The sequence below is a fragment of the Streptomyces sp. NPDC059169 genome, assembly GCF_042755225.1.
Lineage (GTDB): Bacteria > Actinomycetota > Actinomycetes > Streptomycetales > Streptomycetaceae > Streptomyces.
Map to the genome: position 1 here is coordinate 213,829 of NZ_JBHZCF010000013.1, position 19,462 is coordinate 233,290.

The following is a 19,462-nucleotide window of genomic DNA, read 5'->3' on the forward strand; positions in this document are numbered from 1 at the left end:
AGATCTTGCCCACCGTGGCCGCGGTGAACTATCCGAGGGCGCTCAGTCCGGGGACGAATGCCACCAGTAGGGGGACGACGGGGACGAGGGCGGCCGCCGCGGTCAGACGTAGCCGGCGCCCCGCGGTGAGCCGGGGGACCGGCGCCAGCAGACGGTCCACTCGCTGTGGCAGCTGCGCGTCCGGGGTGGGGCAGGGCCCGAACACGCCACGGTGCTCGTTGAGTTCGACGAGGGCGAGAGCGATCGTGAGACGCCCGAACCGGCGGGAGGCCACGTCGTCCGCGGCCAGCTCAACGAGCCGGTGCATCTCGTCGCGGAACGCGGCGAACACCGGAACCTGCGGGAAGCCGTTGGCCAGCGCAGTGGAGCAGTGCAGCAGCCAGTCGTGGCGCGCCCGGGCGTGACCCTGCTCATGGGCGAGCACGGCATCGAGTTGACGACCCTTCAGGCGCCGCAGCGCCGCGGTGGTGATGACCAGCTGGGGCGCGGCGCCCGGGAGCCACCAGGCGTCGGGCCGCTCCCCCTCCAGGACGACCAGCGGATCGTCACCCGGATCCTCGCCCGGCAAAACGGGGGAACGGACGAGGAGTTCGACGCGGCGCCGCCGGCGCCGTGCGTGCGCCCGGTAGACCTCCCGGGTCAACATTGCGCCCGTCCACAGCCCGCCGCACGCGAGCACCACCGCCAGAACCGCCGACCACGGTCCGCCCGCCCCCAGGGCGTACGCCTCGACGACCGCCTGCGGCGCGGAAGCGAACACCGGGCCGCGAACCGCCTGCCAGGCCGCCGCCGCGCTGAAGGTCATGGAGAGGGCGAAGCTCAGCAACACGGCCGCCACCACGCACTGCCACACCCACAACGCCACCACCGGCTCGCGCTCCGGCCAGCGCGCCCGCGCCATCAGCCGCGGAGCCACGACGGCGGCCAGTGCGCCGAGCGACAGCAGCGCGAGGGAGACCATCATGGCGCCAGCCTATGAGCGGGGTACTACTTGGGGGTATGGGCCCGCGAGGCAAGTGACGTACGCCACGGCCGGGCGTCCCGCTGCTCACACGGTCAGCAGCATCGCGACCATGGCGACGCCCATCGAGAGACGGCAGGCCAGCACTAACTCGGGGCGGGCGCCCCAGGCCACGGCCGCACCCCCCGCACGGGAGGGAACCGGCACCAAGCGGAGGCCTGCGTGCAGCACGAACGCAGCGAAGTACACCAGCAGCGCGCCCGTCAGCAGGGGTAGCCCACCCGGGCCCGAGTGCCCGGCGTGCGCGCCTCCCGGAGCCATGGTCACCGCCATGTAGACCATGGCCAGCGAGCCGACCAGGTGGTGCAGGCGGTGGATCACGGTCGGGGAGCCGCGGTCCCACCACAGCACGCCCAGCCCCGCGGTGCCGAACACCGCGGCGTACAGCAGCCACGCCCACGGCACCGTCGGCACGACGGCGTCGGGCGCGGCCATCGCGGCCATCCCGAACCCCATCAGCGCTTCGCTGCCCGCGACCCGGCTCTCCGTACCCGTGCAGCTGCGCATCCGCACCAGGCAGTAGGCGCCGGAGGCCGAGCACAGCACCAGGAGCAACCAGCCGGGCGTCGCCGGTCCGTGCACGGTGCACCTCCCCGCTCGACGGCGTCGGGGTGGTGATGCCCGGCCGTGGCGCAGCGCATACGAGCGCACAGGCGTACGCGGGGCGCTCGGGAGGCCCTCGGCCGTCAGGGACGGTGGCGCAGCGGATGGTCCTCGGGGACCTCCACCACGGCGATGCGCACCCCGTCCGGGTCGGTCAACCACATCTCCACGAGTCCCCAGGGCTCGCGCTGCGGCGGCCGCTCCACCGTCGCCCCTTTGGCCAGCAGGTGACCGTAGGCCGCCTTGGCGTCCGAGACCTGGAGCCACAGGCTGATCCCCGGTCCCGGCGGGCTGTCCGAGCGCCCGGAGACCTCGAGGAACCCTCCGCCGAGGAAGTAGACCGTCCCACGGTCGGGCCCGGTGCCGAACTCCCGGTAGATCTGCAGGTCGAGGACGTCCTCGTAGAAGCGTCGCGACCGCTCGGGGTCGGTCGGCCGCAGCAGGATGCGACTGCTCAGCACATGCATCATGCTCATCACGGTAGACGGCGGCCTCGGCGTTAGGCTCGTGCAGATCGCGCATATGAGCGAGTGCGTACGGCGATGAGATCGGAGACCGCACCATGGAGACCGCCCTGCCCCAGGACCCCGCCCGGTTGTCCTTCCGCGACGCGAACGAGGACGACGTGCCCGCGCTCGTACAGCTGGTCGAGTCGGCGTACCGGGGTGACTCCAGCAGGACCGGGTGGACAACGGAGGCGGACATCCTGGAGGGCCAGCGGACGGATCCCGAGGGCGTCCGCGGCGTGATGACCAAGAAGGGCAGCCGGTTGCTCGTCGTGGAGCGGGACGGCGAGCTCATCGCCTGCTGCCAGCTGGAACACCGGGGCGAAGCGGCGTACTTCGGGATGTTCGCGGTCCGCCCCGGATTCCAGGGGGGCGGACTCGGCCGGCAGGTCCTCGCCGAGGCCGAGCAGGTCGCGCACGAGACCTGGGGCGTACGCGAGATGCACATGACCGTCATCTCGGTGCGCGACGAGCTCATCGCCTGGTACGAGCGGCGCGGCTACCGCCGTACGGGTGAGATGACCCCCTTCCCGTACGGTGACGAGCGCTTCGGCATCCCGCAGCGAGAAGACCTCCAGTTCGAGCTGCTGGTGAAGGCCCTGACCGCTCGCTAGAGGCGCGCGTCAGGCGGTGAAGCGACCGGTGCGCCGGATTTCGGGGAAGTCGGTCGTCGCGCCGTCGAGTTCGAGGGCGCGCACCAGCCGGAGGTGCTCCTGGGTGTTGACGACCCAGCCGATCACCTTGAGGCCTTCACCGTGCGCGTGCTCCACGGTCTCCAGGGTCAGCCTGCGGATGTTGAGGGCGAGGGCGGCCGCGCCCACCGCCTGGGCGCGCTCCACGACGTCGCTGCCCCAGCGGCTGGCGATCAGCGCGGTGCGCACGCCCGGCACCAGGGCGACGATCTCCGCGACGGCCGCGTCCTGGAAGGACGTCACCTCGACTCGGTCCACCAGCTCGCGCTTGAGCATCACGTCCGCGAGTACGCGTGCCGCGGCCACGTCCTTGATCTCCGCCTGCAACGGGGCGTCGACCGCATCGAGCACCTCCTCGAAGACGGGGATGCGCTCACCCTCGCCCGCGTCGAGTTCCCGCAGCTCGGCGAGGGTCTTCTCGGCGATCGGCCCCGAGCCGTCGGTCGTCCGGTCCACGTCGGCGTCGTGCATGACGACCAGGGCGCCGTCCTTGCTCAGATGGAGATCCAGCTCGATGGCGTCCATGCCGCAGCGCTGGGCCCGGACGAAGGAACGGAGGGTGTTCTCCGGTTCGACACCCATGACCCCGCGATGACCGATGGTGAGGAAACTCAAGATCTTCTCGCTTCCGTCGTCTTGTCGGGTCGGTCGCCTCCGGGCGGTGGAGCGGCTGCCGGGTGGCCGTGCGGCGGGCCGCGTGTCCCCCACGGCCTCCGCGCGAACTCCCTCCCGCAGTGCGCGGCCCCGGTTCCGGCGGCTCCCGCGCGGGGCCCGATGCCCACGCGGAACGGCCGCAGCCTAACGGCCACCGCCTGCGGGGGACCCGGTCGCGCACCGGGCTTCTGGGCCGGGGGAAAGGGGTGTCGGCGGAGTGTGTCCGGAACTCGCTCACTCGACCGTGGGCGAGTTTCCCCCGCCTTGACGCAAGGGGCGCGTCGCCCGCCCGTGCCGACCGTGTCCGTCCGGTGACGGGGGCCTCGACGTCGGCCGGTGGGGCAGTGGTGACGCTTCTCACGCATCCCCTCCGTCGAAGCCCGGTGACCTGCTGTGCCCGGCCCCCCCGACCGCCCGGCGAGTGTCCGCCGGCGCCGAGTGATCCGAGCGGGGTTTGGCTCGAAAGTCTCCGGGCAGCGGCGGTAGCGGCGACGGAGGTGCACGTCAGCGGGCTGACGAAACGGTGCCGCGCCCCGGTCGTGGAGCATTCGGGCGGCCCCGGCGCGCGTCTCGCCAGCGGTGGCCGAAGCCATCGTCTTGACACTCGCGTGCAACAGGAAAATCTGCGGCGCACAGGGGGGTATCGCAGGATTATTTCCCAAGGTCACCACTTGTGTCGGAGATCTGGGCACGGATACGGTGTCTTGACGCGAGGTTCTCCCGTGAAGGAAGTGACATGACGGAAATTCTTGTGCAGGACGCTGCCGGTATGGATATAGCCACTGCCGCGCGGGTGGTCGAGCACCCGGCCTGGCAGACGCTCAAGGAAGCCGTCGAGGAGATCCGCCCCTGGCAGTCCAAGGACGGCTCGATCGACTTCGACGCCGAGGGCGCCCCGGTGCGTGCGGCGGCCGAGTTCGCGGTCGAGCGCGTGATCGCCGCGGTCAACGAGCTGTCACCGTTGGTCCCGCACGACGCCGAATACCACCGTGCGGTCGTCAAAGACCTGAAGAAGTGGGCCGACGGAGCCTTCGAAGTGCCCGACTTCCTGGACTCGCTCCTCGCCTTCCAGCCTGCCGCGAACCGGCTGGACGGCCTGCAGCACCTGGTCGTCTTCCCCATGTACACCCAGAACGGCAACCCGGACCGCAACCTCGAAGCGGTCGTGCTGCGCATGGTCTGGCCGGAGTGGCTCGCGGAGCTGGAGGCGACCCGCTACGACAACCCGCTCTTCTGCGGCATCACCTTCGAGGACTTCACCGCCGGGTACGACACCAACTCGGCCGTGCTCTTCCCCGAGACCATCGCAGTGCGCGAGGCGCCCGAGCGGTTCACCTGGGGCGGCATCTTCTGCGACCGGGAGGCCGCGCGCTTCCGCCGGGTGACGGACGCCGCGGTCGACATCCTCGGCATGGAGCTGCCCGAGGACATCGCCGAGATGGTCCACGACCAGGACCGTTGCGAGAAGGCGTTCGTCCTGTGGGACATGGTCCACGACCGCACCCACAGCCACGGCGACCTGCCGTTCGACCCGTTCATGATCAAGCAGCGTCAGCCGTTCTGGATGTACGGACTCGAGGAGCTCCGCTGCGACCTCACCGCCTTCAAGGAGGCCGTGAAGCTGGAGGCCGAGGGCAACGCCCACGGTCGTGACGTGCAGTACGCCGTGCTCTTCGACCGGATGTTCCGCTTCCCGGTCAGCGGCGACCGCGTGCGCAACTACGACGGCCTCGGTGGCCAGCTGCTCTTCGCCTACCTCCACAGGCACGACGTCGTGCGCTGGACGGACAACAAGCTGAAGATCGACTGGGATCGGGCCCCGCAGGTCACCAACGAGCTCTGCGCCGAGATCGAGAAGCTCTACCGCGACGGCATCGACCGCCCGAAGCTCGTCCACTGGTTCAAGGCCTACGAGCTGGTCTCCACCTACCTCGCGCCGCACCCCGGCTCCCGCTGGGCCAAGGGCCCGGACGCCCTGGACCTCAGCCAGCCGCCGCGCAAGCTCGTGGACGACGTGCTTCCGGACGAGTTTCCGCTCAGCATGTTCTATGAGGCCCTTGCCAAGAAGCTCAAGGACGTGATCGCCTCCACCAAGGGCATCACCGCACAGGCTTCCGAGCGGGCTGCCGCGTGAGCTCTCGTACCGAGGAGAAGACCACCACCATGAACTCGAACGGCAACGGAATCCTGGACGGTGCCGTGATCGCGGTAGCCGGAGCCGGAGGCCCGGCGGGCCGCGCCGCCCTGCACCGCCTCGCCGAGGCCGGGGCCATCGTCGTGGCGTCGGACGCGGACACGGCCCGTCTCGCGGAAGCGGTCGACGACGCCCGATACGCCCACGGTGGTGCGACCGTCATCGGCGACACGGTCGACCTGCTTGACGCCAACGCGACGCGTGAGTGGGCGGAGCAGACCGAGAAGGAGTTCGGCCGGATCGACGGCCTCGTCCACCTGGTGGGCGGCTGGCGTGGCAGTGCGACGTTCGCCGAGACGAACCTCTCGGACTGGAATCTCCTGGAGAAGCTGCTGATCCGCACGGTCCAGCACACCTCCCTCGCGTTCCACGAGCCGCTCAAGCGCAGCGACCGGGGTCGCTACGTGCTGGTCAGCCAGTCCGGCGCCGCCAAGCCGACCGAAGGCAACGCCTCCTACGCCGCCGCCAAGGCGGCGGCCGAGGCGTGGACCCTGGCGCTCGCCGACTCGTTCCGCAAGGCAGGGGGTGACGAGGGCCCGCGCGCCGCGGCTGCCATCCTGATCATCAAGGCTCTCGTGCACGACGCCATGCGCGCCGAGCGCCCGAACGCGAAGTTCGCGGGCTTCACGGACGTCGAGGAACTGGCCGAGGCCATTGCCGGAGTCTGGGACCGGCCCGCCCCGGAAGTGAATGGACAGCGCCTGTGGCTGACCCCCAAGCCGTGATTCCCACGAAGAACGTGACGACGGACGCACGCCGGCACCACGACCCCCATGTCCGGGGGTTCGCCAGCGACAACTACGCCGGCGCTCACCCGGAGGTGCTCGCTGCCCTCGCCGTCGCCAACGGGGGCCACCAGGTCGCCTACGGCGAGGACGACTACACCGATCACCTCCAGCGGATCATGCACAGCCACTTCGGCTCAGCCGCCGAGGCATTCCCCGTCTTCAACGGCACCGGGGCCAACGTCGTGGCGCTCCAGGCGCTCACCGACCGCTGGGGCGCGGTGGTCTGTGCCGAGACGGCCCACATCAACGTGGACGAGGGGGGTGCACCCGAGCGGATGGGCGGCCTCAAGCTGCTGACCGTCCCCACGCCCGACGGCAAGCTCACCCCGGAGCTGATCGATCGTCAGGCATGGGGCTGGGAGGACGAGCACCGAGCCATGCCGCAGGTCGTCTCGATCACCCAGAACACCGAGCTGGGCACGGTCTACACCGTGGACGAGATCCGGGCGATCGTCGACCATGCTCATGGCCTGGGGATGAAGGTCCACCTCGACGGCGCCCGGATAGCCAATGCGGCGGCGTCGCTGGACGTGCCGATGCGTGCGTTCACCAACGCCGTCGGCGTGGACGTCATCTCGTACGGCGGCACCAAGAACGGGATGCTCTTCGGTGAGGCCGTCGTCGTCCTGAACCCGGACGCCGTCCGGCAGATGAAGCACCTGCGCAAGATGAGCATGCAGCTCGCCTCGAAGATGCGTTTCGTCTCGGTGCAGCTCGAAGCGCTGCTCGCCAGGGACCTGTGGCTGCGCAACGCCCGGCACTCCAACGCCATGGCACAGCGCCTCGCCGAGGGCGTACGAGCGGTGGACGGGGTCGAGATCCTCTACCCGGTGCAGGCCAACGCGGTCTTCGCCCGTCTTCCGCAGGAAGTGAGCCGACGGCTGCAGAAGCGTTTCCGCTTCTACTTCTGGGACGAGGCGGCCGGTGACGTCCGGTGGATGTGTTCCTTCGACACCACCGAGGACGACGTGGATGCCTTCCTGCTGGCGCTCAAGGAGGAGATGGCTCGGTAGTACCGGGCGACTCCGTTGGCACGTCTGTGCAGTCGATCGCAAGGTCATTGACTTGCGGTCGACTGCATTCTCCCGTTCCCGGCATGGAGCTCATCCCCGCAGACCCCTCCGACTCCCGAGGTTTGTCGCGGCTGATGAGGTCGTCGATCACGAGCCTCCGCTGGTGCGCGCGACCGTGGCCCGGCTGGAGTCCGAGGCGGACGGTGCATGGGCACGCGCCGACTGGACCTATGGGGTCGTGCGGGACGAGACCGACCGCCCACTCGGGCGACCTGCGGTGACGTGGCGCGCCTCAGGCGCACGTGAGCAGGCTCACGGCATCCGCCAGGCTCACGGCATCCGCTGTGCGAAGGCGCACGCCCTCCGGCGCTGCTGAGACCTGCCGGACACATGCGGCTCTGCGCCGGTGGCCCGCACGGGTTGCGGGACTCCTCGGTCAGCCGGGTGCGGGTGCCGTCACCCGTCGCCGGCGGGCGGCGGACCCAGAACTCCGTGCGGCGGGCGCGGAGCCCGCCGAGTCGCCGGAGGAGCGGATTCCCGGGGCGCGGATCACCGTCCGCACCCCGGAATGGCGGGTTCAGCGCGACTCGCGGACCTCGGCCGGAGTCGGGGCCGTACCCCCGAGGTGCGCCGGCACCCACCAAGTGTCGTCGGCGTCCTTGGGCCGTACGGGATAGGCGCGCTGGGCGGCCTCCAGCAGCTCCTGTACCCGCTCGCGCAGCCGCCGGGTGATCGCACCCGCGTACTGGTCCCTGGGCGCTTCCACCGGCTCCCCGACCCTGATGGTCACCGGGATGTGGCTGCGCTTCAGGTTCTTCGGACGCCCCTTGGTCCACAGCCGCTGCGTACCCCACAGCGCCATCGGGACGAGCGGCACCCCGGCCTCCTGGGCGAGTCGCGCCGCGCCGGACTTGAAGCCCTTCAGCGTGAACGACTGGGAGATGGTCGCCTCAGGGAAGACCCCGATGACCTCGCCCGCCCGCAGCGAGTCCAGTGCGTGTGCGTAAGCGGCCTCGCCCTGCCTGCGGTCCACCGGGATGTGCTTCATTCCGCGCATCAGCGGACCCGAGACCCGATGCCGGAACACCGACTCCTTGGCCATGAAGCGCACCAGCCGCTTCTGCGGAAGGGCGGCGAGGCCGGTGAAGATGAAGTCGAGGTAGCTGATGTGATTGCTCACCAGCACCGCACCGCCGGAGCGCGGAATGTTCTCCGAGCCCTGCGTGTCGATCTTCAGGTCCAGCGCCTTGAACATCGTCAGGGCGGCGCCGATGACCGGCCGGTACACGAGCTCTGCCATCAGGGAGGAGACCCTTTCCTTCTGTGGTCCGGGGATGGTTCTCCCGGTGGAAGTTACGCAGCCGTAGGTTTTCGGCAATGCGCCGATCGTGCCCCATGGGCGGGTATTCGGCCAGTCCTGGGGACGTCATACGGCGAGATTCTCGTCACGTCGCGTCACTTGACGGGAATCCTTGCGGTCCAGTGGGCGCTGTACGGGCACGATGAACGGAAACACCAGGACGTCCGAGAAATCCGAGAGGCACGCGAGGCCCGACATGTCTCAGAAGTCGGAGGAGCCGCGACACTCCGCGGGCGCGGACGAACCCGCGGAGGTCACCGGCGTCGGCACGCGGCGGCTCGGCGCGGGGGAGCTGGGGGTCGGGCTGGGCGCGCGGGCGACGCTCGTGCAGTTCTCCAGCGCCTTCTGCCAGCCGTGCCGGGCGACCAGGCGCACCCTGGCCGAGGTGGCGCGCATGGTCGAGGGGGTCGTCCACGTCGAGCTGGATGCGGAGGATCGGTTGGCGTTGGTGCGGGCCCTCGGCATCACCAGGACCCCGACGGTCCTGGTGCTCGACTCCGGAGGGCGCATCATCCGCAGGGCATCGGGGCAGCCCCGTAGGGCGGATGTGATCGCGGCCCTGGGTGCGGCGCTGTGAGGTGGACGGTCCGTGACCACCGGCGCCCGCTGCCCGGCGCGCCCGAGCCGTGACCCTGCTCCCATATCCCGGATCCCACTTGACTGCACCCACCACGAATCGACAGTCTGGCGCCGTGCCACCACAACTCCTTCTCAACGGCCGGGCCCACGGGGCCCCGTCCCGCGACGCGAGCGCGTGCTGTCCGGGTGACTGAGCGCCCCAGGAACCGTTCGCACCTCCCGGAGAAGGACAACTCCATGACGGCTTCGCCCGACCTCGGCACCTCCCAACTCGCCACTCCCGACCTGCTGCGCTCCGTCTTCCGCCGGCACGCGGCCGGTGTCGCGGTCATCACCGCGCACGGGAGCCGCCCCGTCGGCTTCACCGCGACCTCGCTCAACTCCGTCGCCGCCGAACCCCCATTGGTTTCGTTCGGCGTCGGCACCTCCTCGTCCAGCTGGCCCACCGTCTCCGCGGCCACGCACGTCGGGATCCACATACTCGGCGAGCACCAGAGCGAACTCGCCGCCACCTTCGCGCGCAGCGGCGCCGACCGCTTCGCTCCGCCCACCCGATGGCGTACCGGTCCCGAAGGAGTCCCGGTCCTCGACGGGGTGCTCGCCTGGCTGGTATGCCGTGTGGTCGCCCGGATCCCGGCGGGGGACCACCGCATCGTCGTCGCCGAGGTCGTCGGGGGCGATCCCGCCGGGGCCGGTCGCCCACTGCTTTACCACCAGGGGCGCTTCAACGCGCTCAGGGACTGAGAGATCCCGATTACGCAGCGTTGTCAACGTCACAGTTCCAAGCGCTTGCTCACGGGGAAGGGAGCAGGTGTACTGGCGAGTAATATTTCGTTCGGTGCGCCGGTCGCCCCGACCGGAAACCCCGCCTTCAGGCGCCTATGCTGCCTGCACAAGGCAGTGCCCCGGCTTCGGTGCGGGGGACCCACAGAAATGACGGATGCAGTAGGAGAGCCGGCGTGAGCTTGAGGATCGTTGTCTGTGTGAAGTACGTGCCCGACGCCACCGGCGACCGGCACTTCGCCGATGACCTGACCGTCGACCGCGAGGACGTCGACGGCCTGCTGTCGGAGCTGGACGAGTACGCGGTCGAGCAGGCGCTGCAGATCGCCGACGAGGCGGACGACGCGGAGATCACCGTGCTGACCGTCGGCCCGGAGGACGCCAAGGACGCGCTGCGCAAGGCGCTTTCCATGGGCGCCGACAAGGCCGTCCACGTCGAGGACGACGATCTGCACGGCACCGACGTGATGGGCACCTCCCTGGTGCTCGCCAAGGCGATCGAGAAGACCGGGTACGACCTTGTCGTCTGCGGCATGGCGTCGACCGACGGCACCATGGGCGTGCTCCCCGCGATCCTCGCCGAGCGTCTGGGCGTTCCGCAGGTCACCCTGCTCTCCGACGTGTCGGTCGAGGGCGGCACCGTCAAGGGCCGTCGCGACGGTGACACCGCCAGCGAGCAGCTGGAGGCGTCCCTGCCGGCCGTCGTGTCCGTGACGGACCAGTCGGGCGAGGCCCGCTACCCGTCCTTCAAGGGCATCATGGCCGCCAAGAAGAAGCCGGTGGAGTCGCTGGACCTGTCCGACCTCGACATCGAGGCGGAGGAGGTCGGCCTCGGGGGTGCTTGGACCGCGGTCGACTCCGCGGCGGAGCGTCCGGCCCGTACCGCCGGCACGATCGTCAAGGACGAGGGCGAGGGCGGCAAGCAGCTCGCGGAGTTCCTCGCGAGCCAGAAGTTCATCTGAGCTTCGGTCAACACCCCAACCGCCCCGCATACTTCGCAAGCAGGAGATTGAAGTCCCATGGCTGAAGTTCTCGTCTACGTCGACCACGTGGACGGCGCCGTCCGCAAGCCCACCCTGGAGCTGCTGACGCTGGCCCGCCGTATCGGCGAGCCCGTCGCCGTCGCCCTCGGTGCCGGTGCCGAGGCCACCGCCGCCACCCTCGCCGAGCACGGTGCCGTGAAGGTCCTCACCGCCGACGTCCCGGAGTTCGCCGACTACCTGGTCGTCCCGAAGGTGGACGCGCTGCAGGCCGCCTACGAGGCCGTGTCGCCCGCCGCGGTGCTCGTGCCGTCCTCCGCCGAGGGCAAGGAGATCGCTGGTCGCCTTGCGGTCCGCATCGGCTCCGGCATCATCACGGACGCCGTCGACCTGGAGGCCGGCGACGAGGGCCCGGTGGCCACGCAGTCCGTGTTCGCCGCTTCCTTCACCACCAAGTCCCGTGTCTCCAAGGGCACCCCGGTCATCACCGTGAAGCCGAACTCGGCAGCGGTCGAGGCCGCTCCGGCCGCCGGCACGGTCGAGGCGCTGTCCGTCACCTTCGGTGACAAGGCCACCGGCACCAAGGTGGTCTCCCGTACCCCGCGCGAGTCGACCGGACGTCCCGAGCTCACCGAGGCCGCGATCGTGGTCTCCGGTGGCCGTGGCGTCAACGGCGCCGAGAACTTCTCGGTGATCGAGGCGCTGGCGGACTCCCTCGGTGCCGCCGTCGGCGCCTCCCGCGCCGCCGTCGACGCCGGCTGGTACCCGCACTCCAACCAGGTCGGTCAGACCGGTAAGTCCGTCTCCCCGCAGCTGTACATCGCCTCCGGCATCTCCGGCGCGATCCAGCACCGGGCCGGCATGCAGACCTCGAAGACCATCGTGGCCATCAACAAGGACGCCGAGGCTCCGATCTTCGAGCTGGTCGACTACGGCGTGGTCGGCGACCTCTTCGAGGTCGTCCCGCAGCTGACCGACGAGGTCAAGGCCCGCAAGGGCTGACCTCGACGAGGCATCCGTCCGGGGCCGCGCGGTGAACCCCACCGCGCGGCCCCGCGCCGTTCCGGCGACCATTGACGCAGACCAGTCACCCGACTAACTTCACCATGCGGATTGTTTATTCCGTCCAGTGGAAATCGGGAGGGTGTGTAGCGATGGGCCAGCAGGAGACGCCGGCAACGAGCCTCGCCGGCGCAGTCAGCGAGGGCATCAGCGCCTCCCTGGCGCGGGTGGACGCGGAACTCGCCCGCCGCTACCCGGGAGACCCCGGCACCCGCCAGCCCGTCCACACCGTCTACGTGCCGGGGGACGCCTATCGGGCCGGTACCGTCCGCTCGTGGGGCGACCAGGCCCTCGCCGCCCTCGACGAGCACGCACCGGACGCCGCCGCCCTCGCCGGCGCCCTGGACCTCCCCGGCGACCTCGCGGAGGCCGTGTACCCGCGCGTCAGGGCCAAGCTGGAGCGCGAGCCCGTCGAGGACCTCCGCATCGACTTCGAGGACGGCTACCACGGGCACGACGAGGACGCCGACGCCGCCCGTGCCGCCCGGCTGGTCTCGGAGGCGCACCGGGGCGGCAGCACCTCCCCGGGGCACGACGGGGAGGGAACCACCGCCCCGTACACGGGCATCCGGATGAAGTGCATGGAGGCTGCAGTGCGCGGGCGCGGCATCCGCACCACGGACGTCTTCCTCACCGGGCTGGTGGAAGGCGGCGGTCTGCCCGACGGCCTCGTCCTCACACTGCCCAAAGTGACCTACCCGGAGCAGGTCACCGCTTTCGCCCGACTCCTCGGGGCCTTCGAGGAAGCCCACGGCCTCACCGCCGGACGGATCGGCTTCGAGATCCAGATAGAGACGAGCCAGGCCATCCTCGCCGCCGACGGAACCGCCACCGTCGCCCGGATGATAGACGCCGCAGGGGGCCGTGCCACCGGACTGCACTACGGCACCTTCGACTACAGCGCCTGCCTCGGCGTCAGCGCCGCCTACCAGGCCAGCGACCACCCGGCAGCGGACCACGCCAAGGCGGTCATGCAGGTCGCCGCCGCCGGCACCGGCGTCCGCGTCTCGGACGGCTCCACCAACGTCCTCCCGGTCGGCACCACCGAGCAGGTGCACCGAGCTTGGAAACTCCACTACGGGCTGACGCGCCGCGCGCTCGCCCGCGCGTACTACCAGGGCTGGGACATGCACCCCGGACACCTACCGACCCGCTACGCCGCCGTCTTCGCCTTCTACCGCGAGGGCTTCGAGGCCGCCGCGGCGCGCCTTGCCGCCTACGTCGCGAGGCGGGAGGGCGACGTCATGGACGAGCCGGCCACGGCGAAGGCGCTCAGTGGCTACCTGCTGCGCGGCCTGGAGTGCGGAGCACTCGACGACGACGAGGTGGCACGGCACACCGGCCTCACTCGTGCCCAGTTGGACGCGTTCGCGCGGCCCCGCCGCGGTGACCTCACGGCAACGGCAGCACACGAACGACCGGGTGCCTGACGGCGCGTCCCGTGCCGCGAAGCGGCCACGACGTGCCCGGCTGTTCCGGCACTGCGGCGGCGGGTCGACCCCGCCCATGACGTCCGGTCGGCGCGGCGCCCACACGCGGGACGCCCCAGGTGTGGGCGCCACCGTCGCCGCGCCGGGGCGTCGGTGCCCAAAACCACGCCCCGTCCCGTCGGAGCTCCTGTCGCACCGGAGGAGCCCCTGAGCCGGAGCCGACCCATCGCGCTGCGCCCCCACCGCGATTCCGCCGCGTCACGGGACCCGGGTGCGGCCCGGCCTTCCCTGCCGCCCTCCGCCTCCCGTCCCGCAAGGGAGTCCCGGTGAAGGGTCGGGGAAGGGTCGGGGACCGCCTCCCCGTCAGGTGCGGCACGCCGTCCGTACGGGAACCGGGGCGACGGGCCCACCGTGAGCCGCGCCGTCGCCCTCCGTCGAGCCGCGGGCCACGGGCGCTATCGGGACGGTGCGACCTCGCCCGATCCCCGTGCGAGGAGCCTGGTCGTCAGCTCCACGCGCTCCGGTGCCCCGGCGGCCCCCTCCAGGCGGCGGAAGAGCCGCTCGGCAGCGGTGCGCCCGAGTGCCGCCGCGTCCTGGGCGATGACGGTGATCCCCAACAGGTCGGCGAGTTCGATGTCGTCGAACCCGACCAGGGCGACGGGCGATGCGCGTCCCGCCAGCAGTCGCACCGCCGTCACCGTCACCCGGTTGTTTCCCGCGAAGACCGCGGTGACGGGGGCGGGGCCGGACAACATCGCCCCCACCGCGGCCGTGACCCGCTCCGGAGCGGTCGAGCCGAGAGACACCCAGCGCTCGTCCACCGGCAGTCCGGCGTCCTCCATCGCCGCCCGGTAGCCACGCAGGCGTTCCGTCGCGGTGTGGATGGTCGGCTGGTCACCGATGAATCCGATCCTGCGGTGCCCGTGTGCGATCAGGTGGGCCACACCCTCCCGCGCGCCCCCGAAGCTGTCGGAGAGCACCACGTCCGCCTCGATCCGCCCGGCGGGCCGGTCCACGAACACGGTCGAGACGCCCGCCTTGATCTCCGGCTCCAGGTAGCGGTGGTCATGGCCGGCGGGGATCACGATCAGGCCGTCCACCCGGCGGGCGCAGAGTGCGAGCACGAGTTCCTGCTCCCGGTCGGGGTCCTCGGCACTCGATCCGTTGATCAGCAGGGCGCCGTGTGCGCGGGCGACCTCCTCGACCGCTCGGCTCAGCGGGCCGTAGAACGGGTCGGCGAGGTCCTCGAGGACGAGCCCGATCGAAGCCGTGCGGCCCTTGCGCAGGACGCGCGCGCTGTCGTTGCGCCGGAAGCCCAGGGCCTCGATGGCCTCCTGCACCCGGCGCTCGGTGTCGGGGGTCACCCCCGGCTCGCCGTTGACCACCCGGGAGACCGTCTTGAGTCCGACTCCGGCGCGGGTGGCCACGTCCTTCATCGTGGGCCGGTTGCCGTAGCGGGCGTCTGTGCGGCGGGCGAACTCGGCCACGATGCGCTGTCCTGTCGTCGTCGGTGCACCCGTTCAGCCATGTACCGGGTACGCCGTACGGGCACTTGGGTGCTGTGCAAGGCTGTGGCGTCGAGCATAGGCCCTGGACAACGTTGTCAGCGCCGTGGAAACTATGGTCTGAAGCAGCAGGCATCCCCTGCGCCCCGGGGCGTGGCGGGACCCCAGCCACCGGGAGATCCCACACCGATGCATATCGACCTCGTCGCCGCACTCGACATCGGCGGTACCAAGATCGCTGGTGCATTGGTGGACGCGGAGGGCCGGATCCTCGTCCGCGCCCAGGCGCCCACGCCGGCGCGCGAGGACGGCGAGACGGTCATGCGCGCGGTCTCCTCGGTCCTCGGCGAACTGGCCTCCTCGCCGCTGTGGCTGCACGCGACGGCCGTGGGCATCGGCAGCGCCGGCCCCGTGGACGCCGCCGCGGGTACCGTCAGTCCCGTCAACGTGCCCGGCTGGCGCGGCTTTCCGCTCGTCGACCGGGTCCGGGCTGTCACCGGAGGGCTTCCCGTCGAACTCGTCGGCGACGGTGTCGCCATGACCGCGGCCGAGCACTGGCTCGGAGCCGCGCGGGGTTACGACAACGCCCTGTGCATGGTGGTCTCCACCGGCGTCGGGGGCGGGCTCGTCCTGGACGGAAGGCTGCACACGGGGCCCACCGGCAATGCGGGCCACATCGGGCACATCAGCGTGGACCTCGACGGCGACCGTTGTCCGTGCGGCGCCCGCGGGTGCGTGGAGCGGATCGCCAGCGGTCCGAACATCGCACGCCGCGCACTCGCGGACGGCTGGCGGCCGGGGCCGGACGGTGACGCCTCGGCCGCCGCCGTGGCCGCCGCCGCAGCGGCCGGCGACCCCGTCGCCGCGGCGTCCTACCGGCGGGCGGCCCAGGCGCTGGCCGCCGGGATCGCCGCGACCGCCACCCTCGTGGAGATCGGGATCGCCGTCATCGGCGGGGGAGTGGCGGGGGCCGGCGACGTCCTCTTCACCCCGCTGCGGAGGGCGCTGCGCGACTACGCCGCACTCTCCTTCGTCCAGGGGCTGGTCGTCGCGCCCGCCCTGACCGGTACGGACGCGGGCCTCCTCGGAGCGGCCGCCGCGGCCTCGCGCGGCCTGCGGGGCGAGGAGGCGGCGAGCGTCACCGGATGACCGATCCACGAGTCGCCCGTGCGTCCCGGGGACGGGAGCCACTCGACGCGGCGTTGCGTTGATGCCGCCCAGGTGCGGGGGCGGGCCCGCACGCTGGAGCCCATCAGCCGGGGGAGCACGTCACGGCCAGGCGTTCAGCCGGGCAGTGCGGCGGTCCGGCCGCCGTCGGTGACGGCGGGCCATCCGCGCGGCGGCCCGGGGCAGCGCGGTCGATGACCACAGCGACCCGCACACCGCGACGGGGGTCGTCGCGCCGGCGGTCCCATCGCCGCCGGTGCCCTCCGTGACGACGACCCGTGGCTCACCTTCCGATCAGGGCTGGTCCTGGAGCTCGGGTGCGGGCGTGGCCGGCAGCGGGGTGCTGCGCGCCCGCACGATGCGGCAGTAGCGCTCGCCGGTGTCCCGCAGGGTCCACTCGTAACGCAGGCGGGCGGCCATGAGGTCGCCGGCCCGGGCCGTTCCGTGCCAGTCGAAGTCCATGCCGATGGTGTACAGGTCGTCCCTGGCGGATGCGACACGGAAGTTCTCGACGCCGTGCCGGCTGGTGCCCGCGGCCACGCGCTGGGACGACTCGCGCAGCCATTGGGCCAGCTCCCGCCGGTCGCGGACCTCCCTGAAGGCGAGTACGAGGTCGAGTTCCCCGTCGGGTGCGAGGATCTCGTCGAAGCCGTAGGCACCCAGTTCCGGCGCGTCGACCAGGCAGAGGAAGCGGTGGACGACGGACAGCGACCGGTTGGCCGGGTAGGCGTCGGTGAACTCGGCGTCCCTGGTGCGCTCCCCCTCCGTCATCGTCAGCCGGGTGAACAGGGGCTCGAAGTCAACCGAGCCGATCAGTTCGCCCTCGTACCTGACCTGCGCGCTCGTCGTCGAACCGGACGTGTCGACGCGCTGGTGCGTGGCCTCGGCCGCCAGCTTCAGCCGGTCGGTGCCCAGTTCGGTGACCGTCACGCGGTTGACGTGGTGGGTGTGGCGCTCGCCGGGACGCCGAGCAGCGGTGACGTCGCGATAGGCGTCGCGCGTAGTGATCGCGCGCCCGTCGGCGGTAACGATCTCGAACCGGTCGGCGAAGATCTGGAGCTGGCGCTCGACCGGGTCGACGGGCGACGGCTGCTCGTTGTGCCGCTCGTACCGTTGGAACCAGCGGTAGAACTGCGCCTTCGCCGCGTGGGCGCGGCGCGACGAGCGGTAGGGATCCGACTGGCTCACGAGGTCACTCCTCTGCAGGGTCGTCGAACGTGGGCGGTGCGCTTCGGTGGGGCCGCTGACGCAGCGTCACGGTCGACAAGGGGGCGAACGGCTGGTGGCACGGAAGCGGGAGCCCGTGGGCACGCGTGATCACTTCAGTCCTTGTCGTAGAACGATCATGCGGGATCCACGGGGTGTTGTCACGTTCGCTGACGGCACGTCCGGTGCCGACGGGCGATCGAGGACCGTCTCGCCGGCACCGGCTTGGCCCTGGGGAAGGGGCAGCCCGCACCGGCGCACGCCTGGACTGCCGGGGAGCTGTCCAACCTGGGACCAGGGACCGCCACGATCAACGGAGACACGGCCTGAGCCCCGGCATCCCCGTGCAGCGGCCGGCATCACGTTTTCCCGTGCAGCAGCCGCAGCTGCCGTACCGGTGTACCGCGCCGGCGACGGTCGCCCCCTTTCATGACGTCAGGACAATGCACCGTCCGCCAGGACGGTGTGAGCCTTCCCCGGAAGTTTGCACCTGCCTCCCCGTTAACTCGACCACCGGTCATCACGCGGTTCAATTCCACGCCTGGCGAGCGCGGTTGGCGCGAATCGTTTGATCGCCTTCCGTCGGCAATGCTTGGTTTCTCCATCGCAGGCATTCAGGAAAGCCACTGCATGCACCCTGAACGAGGGGGGAGATCGTCAAGTAGTGCTGTTTCTCCGGTAAAAGAGACGCGTTCTGGGTTTCCCGGGCGCGGCTCTGCGGCATAGGAGTATCGGCACGTCGGAAGGGGATGCAGCAATGGCCTGGTATCCGGGAGCCATGAAATTAGAGTTGCAGCCGGAGTCGGACAGTCAACCCGCCATTAGACCCACTCAGTTCATCATGCACAGTATCGCCGCGCCCTGGACGGCGCGGCGGATCTACGAATACTGGCGCGACAGTACCAGCCTCGAATCCCATTTCGGACTCGGTTATGCAGGTGACCTCGGTCAGTACATCGGCACCGAAACCCGTGCCGACGCCAACTACTTGGCGAACCGTAGGCCCGACGGTACGGGCGCGGTCAGCATAGAAACCGCGTCGAACCTGGAGCACACCGATCCGTGGACCTCCCAGCAGATCGAGAAGCTCGTTTCCGTCGGTGCCTGGCTGCATCGATGTCACGGAATTCCGCTGCGGGTGTGCAGGACGGCGGCCGATCCCGGCTACGGGTACCACCGTTTGCACGCCGACTGGTCCGTGTCCGGTACCGCCTGTCCTGGTGATGCCCGCATCCGCCAGTTCAAGAACCTCGTCTTTCCCGGAATCGTCGCCCGAGTCACCGGGCCGCGTCCCGTCCCGCCGCAGGAGGACCCCGACATGCCCTCGATGTTGAATGAGTCGAACGCCCTGGACGTCGAACTCGGTTCCGGTAAGTGGGTGAAGCTGGCGTTCGCCGACGCCGTGCTGCATTCCGGCCCACGCCGCCACCAGACGCTCGTGCACCTGCTGTTCGCGGACGTTACCCACAAGGACGCACGGATCGAGGGCCGTTTCTACCTCACGGACACCCTCGGGAAGAACCCGTCCGGCTACCTCGTGGTTGCCAAGAAGGGGCCCGGCGGACACCAGTTCCTGTGCACCGCGGATGTCCCGAGAGGACGCCACCTGCGCTTCGAGGTGCGTGCCACCACTCCGGACGGTTCACCGGTGATGCTGCTCCACCGCAACGTCTCCGGGCCGTACTGGGCCCTGTGACGACACCGGGGTCCGTGACGTTCGGTCAGCGGGATCGGGAATCGGACGTCTGCATCGGGATCACCACCAGGAAGGCGTCCGACTCCAGGTCCATCACGACCTCGGCCTGTACGCCCTCGCCCCGTCGCGCCCGGGCGAACTCCTCCGCCGGCCAACTGCCCCGCGGGCCCCCTGCGGGAAAACTCTCCAGCACCGTACGGCGCACGCCCGCCCCCTTGCTCGT

Annotated in this window: 20 protein-coding genes; 12 read left to right on the forward strand and 8 right to left on the reverse strand. The window is 70.7% G+C overall.

Annotated elements, in window-relative coordinates:
• Positions 1-28: 28 nt before the first annotated feature.
• From ACFXOM_RS24130 to ACFXOM_RS24140, 3 genes are all read right to left on the reverse strand, one after another.
• The gene (locus tag ACFXOM_RS24130; protein ID WP_384934880.1) at positions 29-964 is read right to left on the reverse strand and encodes a M56 family metallopeptidase; all 936 of its coding nucleotides are present in this window, start codon (positions 962-964) and stop codon (positions 29-31) included.
• Between the two features lie 84 nt (positions 965-1,048).
• Positions 1,049-1,603 (reverse strand): DUF5134 domain-containing protein, encoded by a 555-nt coding sequence (locus ACFXOM_RS24135; RefSeq protein ID WP_384934883.1) that lies wholly within the window; start codon positions 1,601-1,603, stop codon positions 1,049-1,051.
• Positions 1,604-1,707: 104 nt separating this feature from the next.
• Complete coding sequence (locus tag ACFXOM_RS24140) at positions 1,708-2,094, reverse strand: VOC family protein (RefSeq protein ID WP_384934885.1); 387 nt, start codon at positions 2,092-2,094, stop codon at positions 1,708-1,710.
• 92 nt (positions 2,095-2,186) lie between these two features.
• Here ACFXOM_RS24140 and ACFXOM_RS24145 point away from each other — a divergent pair, with 92 nt between their 5' ends.
• Positions 2,187-2,744 (forward strand): GNAT family N-acetyltransferase, encoded by a 558-nt coding sequence (locus ACFXOM_RS24145; RefSeq protein WP_384934888.1) that lies wholly within the window; start codon positions 2,187-2,189, stop codon positions 2,742-2,744.
• Between the two features lie 9 nt (positions 2,745-2,753).
• Here ACFXOM_RS24145 and ACFXOM_RS24150 read toward each other — a convergent pair whose 3' ends face one another.
• Complete coding sequence (locus ACFXOM_RS24150) at positions 2,754-3,437, reverse strand: glycerophosphodiester phosphodiesterase (protein WP_384934890.1); 684 nt, start codon at positions 3,435-3,437, stop codon at positions 2,754-2,756.
• Between the two features lie 775 nt (positions 3,438-4,212).
• Here ACFXOM_RS24150 and ACFXOM_RS24155 point away from each other — a divergent pair.
• The 4 genes from ACFXOM_RS24155 (at position 4,213) to ACFXOM_RS24170 (ending at position 7,847) form a co-directional block, all read left to right on the forward strand.
• Positions 4,213-5,610 (forward strand): DUF6421 family protein, encoded by a 1,398-nt coding sequence (locus ACFXOM_RS24155; protein WP_384934893.1) that lies wholly within the window; start codon positions 4,213-4,215, stop codon positions 5,608-5,610.
• Between the two features lie 29 nt (positions 5,611-5,639).
• Complete coding sequence (locus ACFXOM_RS24160; protein WP_384934991.1) at positions 5,640-6,395, forward strand: SDR family NAD(P)-dependent oxidoreductase; 756 nt, start codon at positions 5,640-5,642, stop codon at positions 6,393-6,395.
• A 14-nt stretch (positions 6,396-6,409) separates the two neighbouring features.
• The gene (locus tag ACFXOM_RS24165; RefSeq protein ID WP_384934994.1) at positions 6,410-7,471 is read left to right on the forward strand and encodes a threonine aldolase family protein; all 1,062 of its coding nucleotides are present in this window, start codon (positions 6,410-6,412) and stop codon (positions 7,469-7,471) included.
• A gap of 163 nt (positions 7,472-7,634) precedes the next feature.
• Positions 7,635-7,847, forward strand: coding sequence for a hypothetical protein (locus ACFXOM_RS24170; protein ID WP_384934896.1), 213 nt, complete (start codon positions 7,635-7,637; stop codon positions 7,845-7,847).
• 201 nt (positions 7,848-8,048) lie between these two features.
• Here the strand turns inward: ACFXOM_RS24170 and ACFXOM_RS24175 are convergent, their stop codons facing one another.
• On the reverse strand, positions 8,049-8,771 hold the full coding sequence (locus ACFXOM_RS24175) for a lysophospholipid acyltransferase family protein (protein WP_384934899.1): 723 nt from the start codon (positions 8,769-8,771) through the stop codon (positions 8,049-8,051).
• A gap of 256 nt (positions 8,772-9,027) precedes the next feature.
• Between ACFXOM_RS24175 and ACFXOM_RS24180 the strand changes: the two genes are divergently transcribed.
• The 5 genes from ACFXOM_RS24180 (at position 9,028) to ACFXOM_RS24200 (ending at position 13,665) form a co-directional block, all read left to right on the forward strand.
• Positions 9,028-9,408 (forward strand): TlpA family protein disulfide reductase, encoded by a 381-nt coding sequence (locus ACFXOM_RS24180; RefSeq protein WP_384934902.1) that lies wholly within the window; start codon positions 9,028-9,030, stop codon positions 9,406-9,408.
• A gap of 239 nt (positions 9,409-9,647) precedes the next feature.
• Complete coding sequence (locus ACFXOM_RS24185; protein ID WP_384934906.1) at positions 9,648-10,154, forward strand: flavin reductase family protein; 507 nt, start codon at positions 9,648-9,650, stop codon at positions 10,152-10,154.
• Between the two features lie 215 nt (positions 10,155-10,369).
• Positions 10,370-11,155 carry an electron transfer flavoprotein subunit beta/FixA family protein gene (locus tag ACFXOM_RS24190; protein ID WP_384934909.1) on the forward strand — a complete coding sequence of 262 codons (786 nt, stop codon included), beginning with the start codon at positions 10,370-10,372 and terminating at the stop codon, positions 11,153-11,155.
• 57 nt (positions 11,156-11,212) lie between these two features.
• Complete coding sequence (locus ACFXOM_RS24195) at positions 11,213-12,175, forward strand: electron transfer flavoprotein subunit alpha/FixB family protein (RefSeq protein WP_384934912.1); 963 nt, start codon at positions 11,213-11,215, stop codon at positions 12,173-12,175.
• A gap of 152 nt (positions 12,176-12,327) precedes the next feature.
• Complete coding sequence (locus ACFXOM_RS24200) at positions 12,328-13,665, forward strand: DUF6986 family protein (RefSeq protein ID WP_385039207.1); 1,338 nt, start codon at positions 12,328-12,330, stop codon at positions 13,663-13,665.
• Between the two features lie 455 nt (positions 13,666-14,120).
• Here ACFXOM_RS24200 and ACFXOM_RS24205 read toward each other — a convergent pair whose 3' ends face one another.
• Complete coding sequence (locus tag ACFXOM_RS24205) at positions 14,121-15,101, reverse strand: LacI family DNA-binding transcriptional regulator (RefSeq protein ID WP_384945273.1); 981 nt, start codon at positions 15,099-15,101, stop codon at positions 14,121-14,123.
• 258 nt (positions 15,102-15,359) lie between these two features.
• Here ACFXOM_RS24205 and ACFXOM_RS24210 point away from each other — a divergent pair, with 258 nt between their 5' ends.
• A complete protein-coding gene (locus ACFXOM_RS24210) occupies positions 15,360-16,319 on the forward strand; it encodes an ROK family protein (protein WP_384945253.1) in 960 nt (319 codons plus the stop codon).
• A gap of 312 nt (positions 16,320-16,631) precedes the next feature.
• Here ACFXOM_RS24210 and ACFXOM_RS24215 read toward each other — a convergent pair whose 3' ends face one another.
• Positions 16,632-17,525: a hypothetical protein gene (locus ACFXOM_RS24215; RefSeq protein ID WP_384934920.1), complete on the reverse strand. Its 894-nt coding sequence runs from the start codon at positions 17,523-17,525 to the stop codon at positions 16,632-16,634.
• A 796-nt stretch (positions 17,526-18,321) separates the two neighbouring features.
• Here ACFXOM_RS24215 and ACFXOM_RS24220 point away from each other — a divergent pair.
• The gene (locus tag ACFXOM_RS24220) at positions 18,322-19,239 is read left to right on the forward strand and encodes an N-acetylmuramoyl-L-alanine amidase (protein ID WP_384945275.1); all 918 of its coding nucleotides are present in this window, start codon (positions 18,322-18,324) and stop codon (positions 19,237-19,239) included.
• Positions 19,240-19,264: 25 nt separating this feature from the next.
• On the opposite strand, the gene ACFXOM_RS24225 is transcribed toward ACFXOM_RS24220, so the two are convergent.
• Positions 19,265-19,444 carry a hypothetical protein gene (locus ACFXOM_RS24225; RefSeq protein ID WP_385039210.1) on the reverse strand — a complete coding sequence of 60 codons (180 nt, stop codon included), beginning with the start codon at positions 19,442-19,444 and terminating at the stop codon, positions 19,265-19,267.
• Between the last annotated feature and the right edge of the window lie 18 nt (positions 19,445-19,462).

Bases quoted from the DNA above. Each gene is read 5' to 3' on its own strand.
- ACFXOM_RS24130 (WP_384934880.1), bottom strand. From the start codon at position 964: ATGATGGTCTCCCTCGCGCTGCTGTCGCTCGGCGCACTGGCCGCCGTC.
- ACFXOM_RS24140 (WP_384934885.1), bottom strand. From the start codon at position 2,094: ATGATGCATGTGCTGAGCAGTCGCATCCTGCTGCGGCCGACCGACCCC.
- ACFXOM_RS24145 (WP_384934888.1), top strand. From the start codon at position 2,187: ATGGAGACCGCCCTGCCCCAGGACCCCGCCCGGTTGTCCTTCCGCGAC.
- ACFXOM_RS24155 (WP_384934893.1), top strand. From the start codon at position 4,213: ATGACGGAAATTCTTGTGCAGGACGCTGCCGGTATGGATATAGCCACT.
- ACFXOM_RS24160 (WP_384934991.1), top strand. From the start codon at position 5,640: ATGAACTCGAACGGCAACGGAATCCTGGACGGTGCCGTGATCGCGGTA.
- ACFXOM_RS24175 (WP_384934899.1), bottom strand. From the start codon at position 8,771: ATGGCAGAGCTCGTGTACCGGCCGGTCATCGGCGCCGCCCTGACGATG.
- ACFXOM_RS24180 (WP_384934902.1), top strand. From the start codon at position 9,028: ATGTCTCAGAAGTCGGAGGAGCCGCGACACTCCGCGGGCGCGGACGAA.
- ACFXOM_RS24185 (WP_384934906.1), top strand. From the start codon at position 9,648: ATGACGGCTTCGCCCGACCTCGGCACCTCCCAACTCGCCACTCCCGAC.
- ACFXOM_RS24195 (WP_384934912.1), top strand. From the start codon at position 11,213: ATGGCTGAAGTTCTCGTCTACGTCGACCACGTGGACGGCGCCGTCCGC.
- ACFXOM_RS24200 (WP_385039207.1), top strand. From the start codon at position 12,328: ATGGGCCAGCAGGAGACGCCGGCAACGAGCCTCGCCGGCGCAGTCAGC.
- ACFXOM_RS24205 (WP_384945273.1), bottom strand. From the start codon at position 15,101: ATGAAGGACGTGGCCACCCGCGCCGGAGTCGGACTCAAGACGGTCTCC.
- ACFXOM_RS24210 (WP_384945253.1), top strand. From the start codon at position 15,360: ATGCATATCGACCTCGTCGCCGCACTCGACATCGGCGGTACCAAGATC.
- ACFXOM_RS24220 (WP_384945275.1), top strand. From the start codon at position 18,322: ATGAAATTAGAGTTGCAGCCGGAGTCGGACAGTCAACCCGCCATTAGA.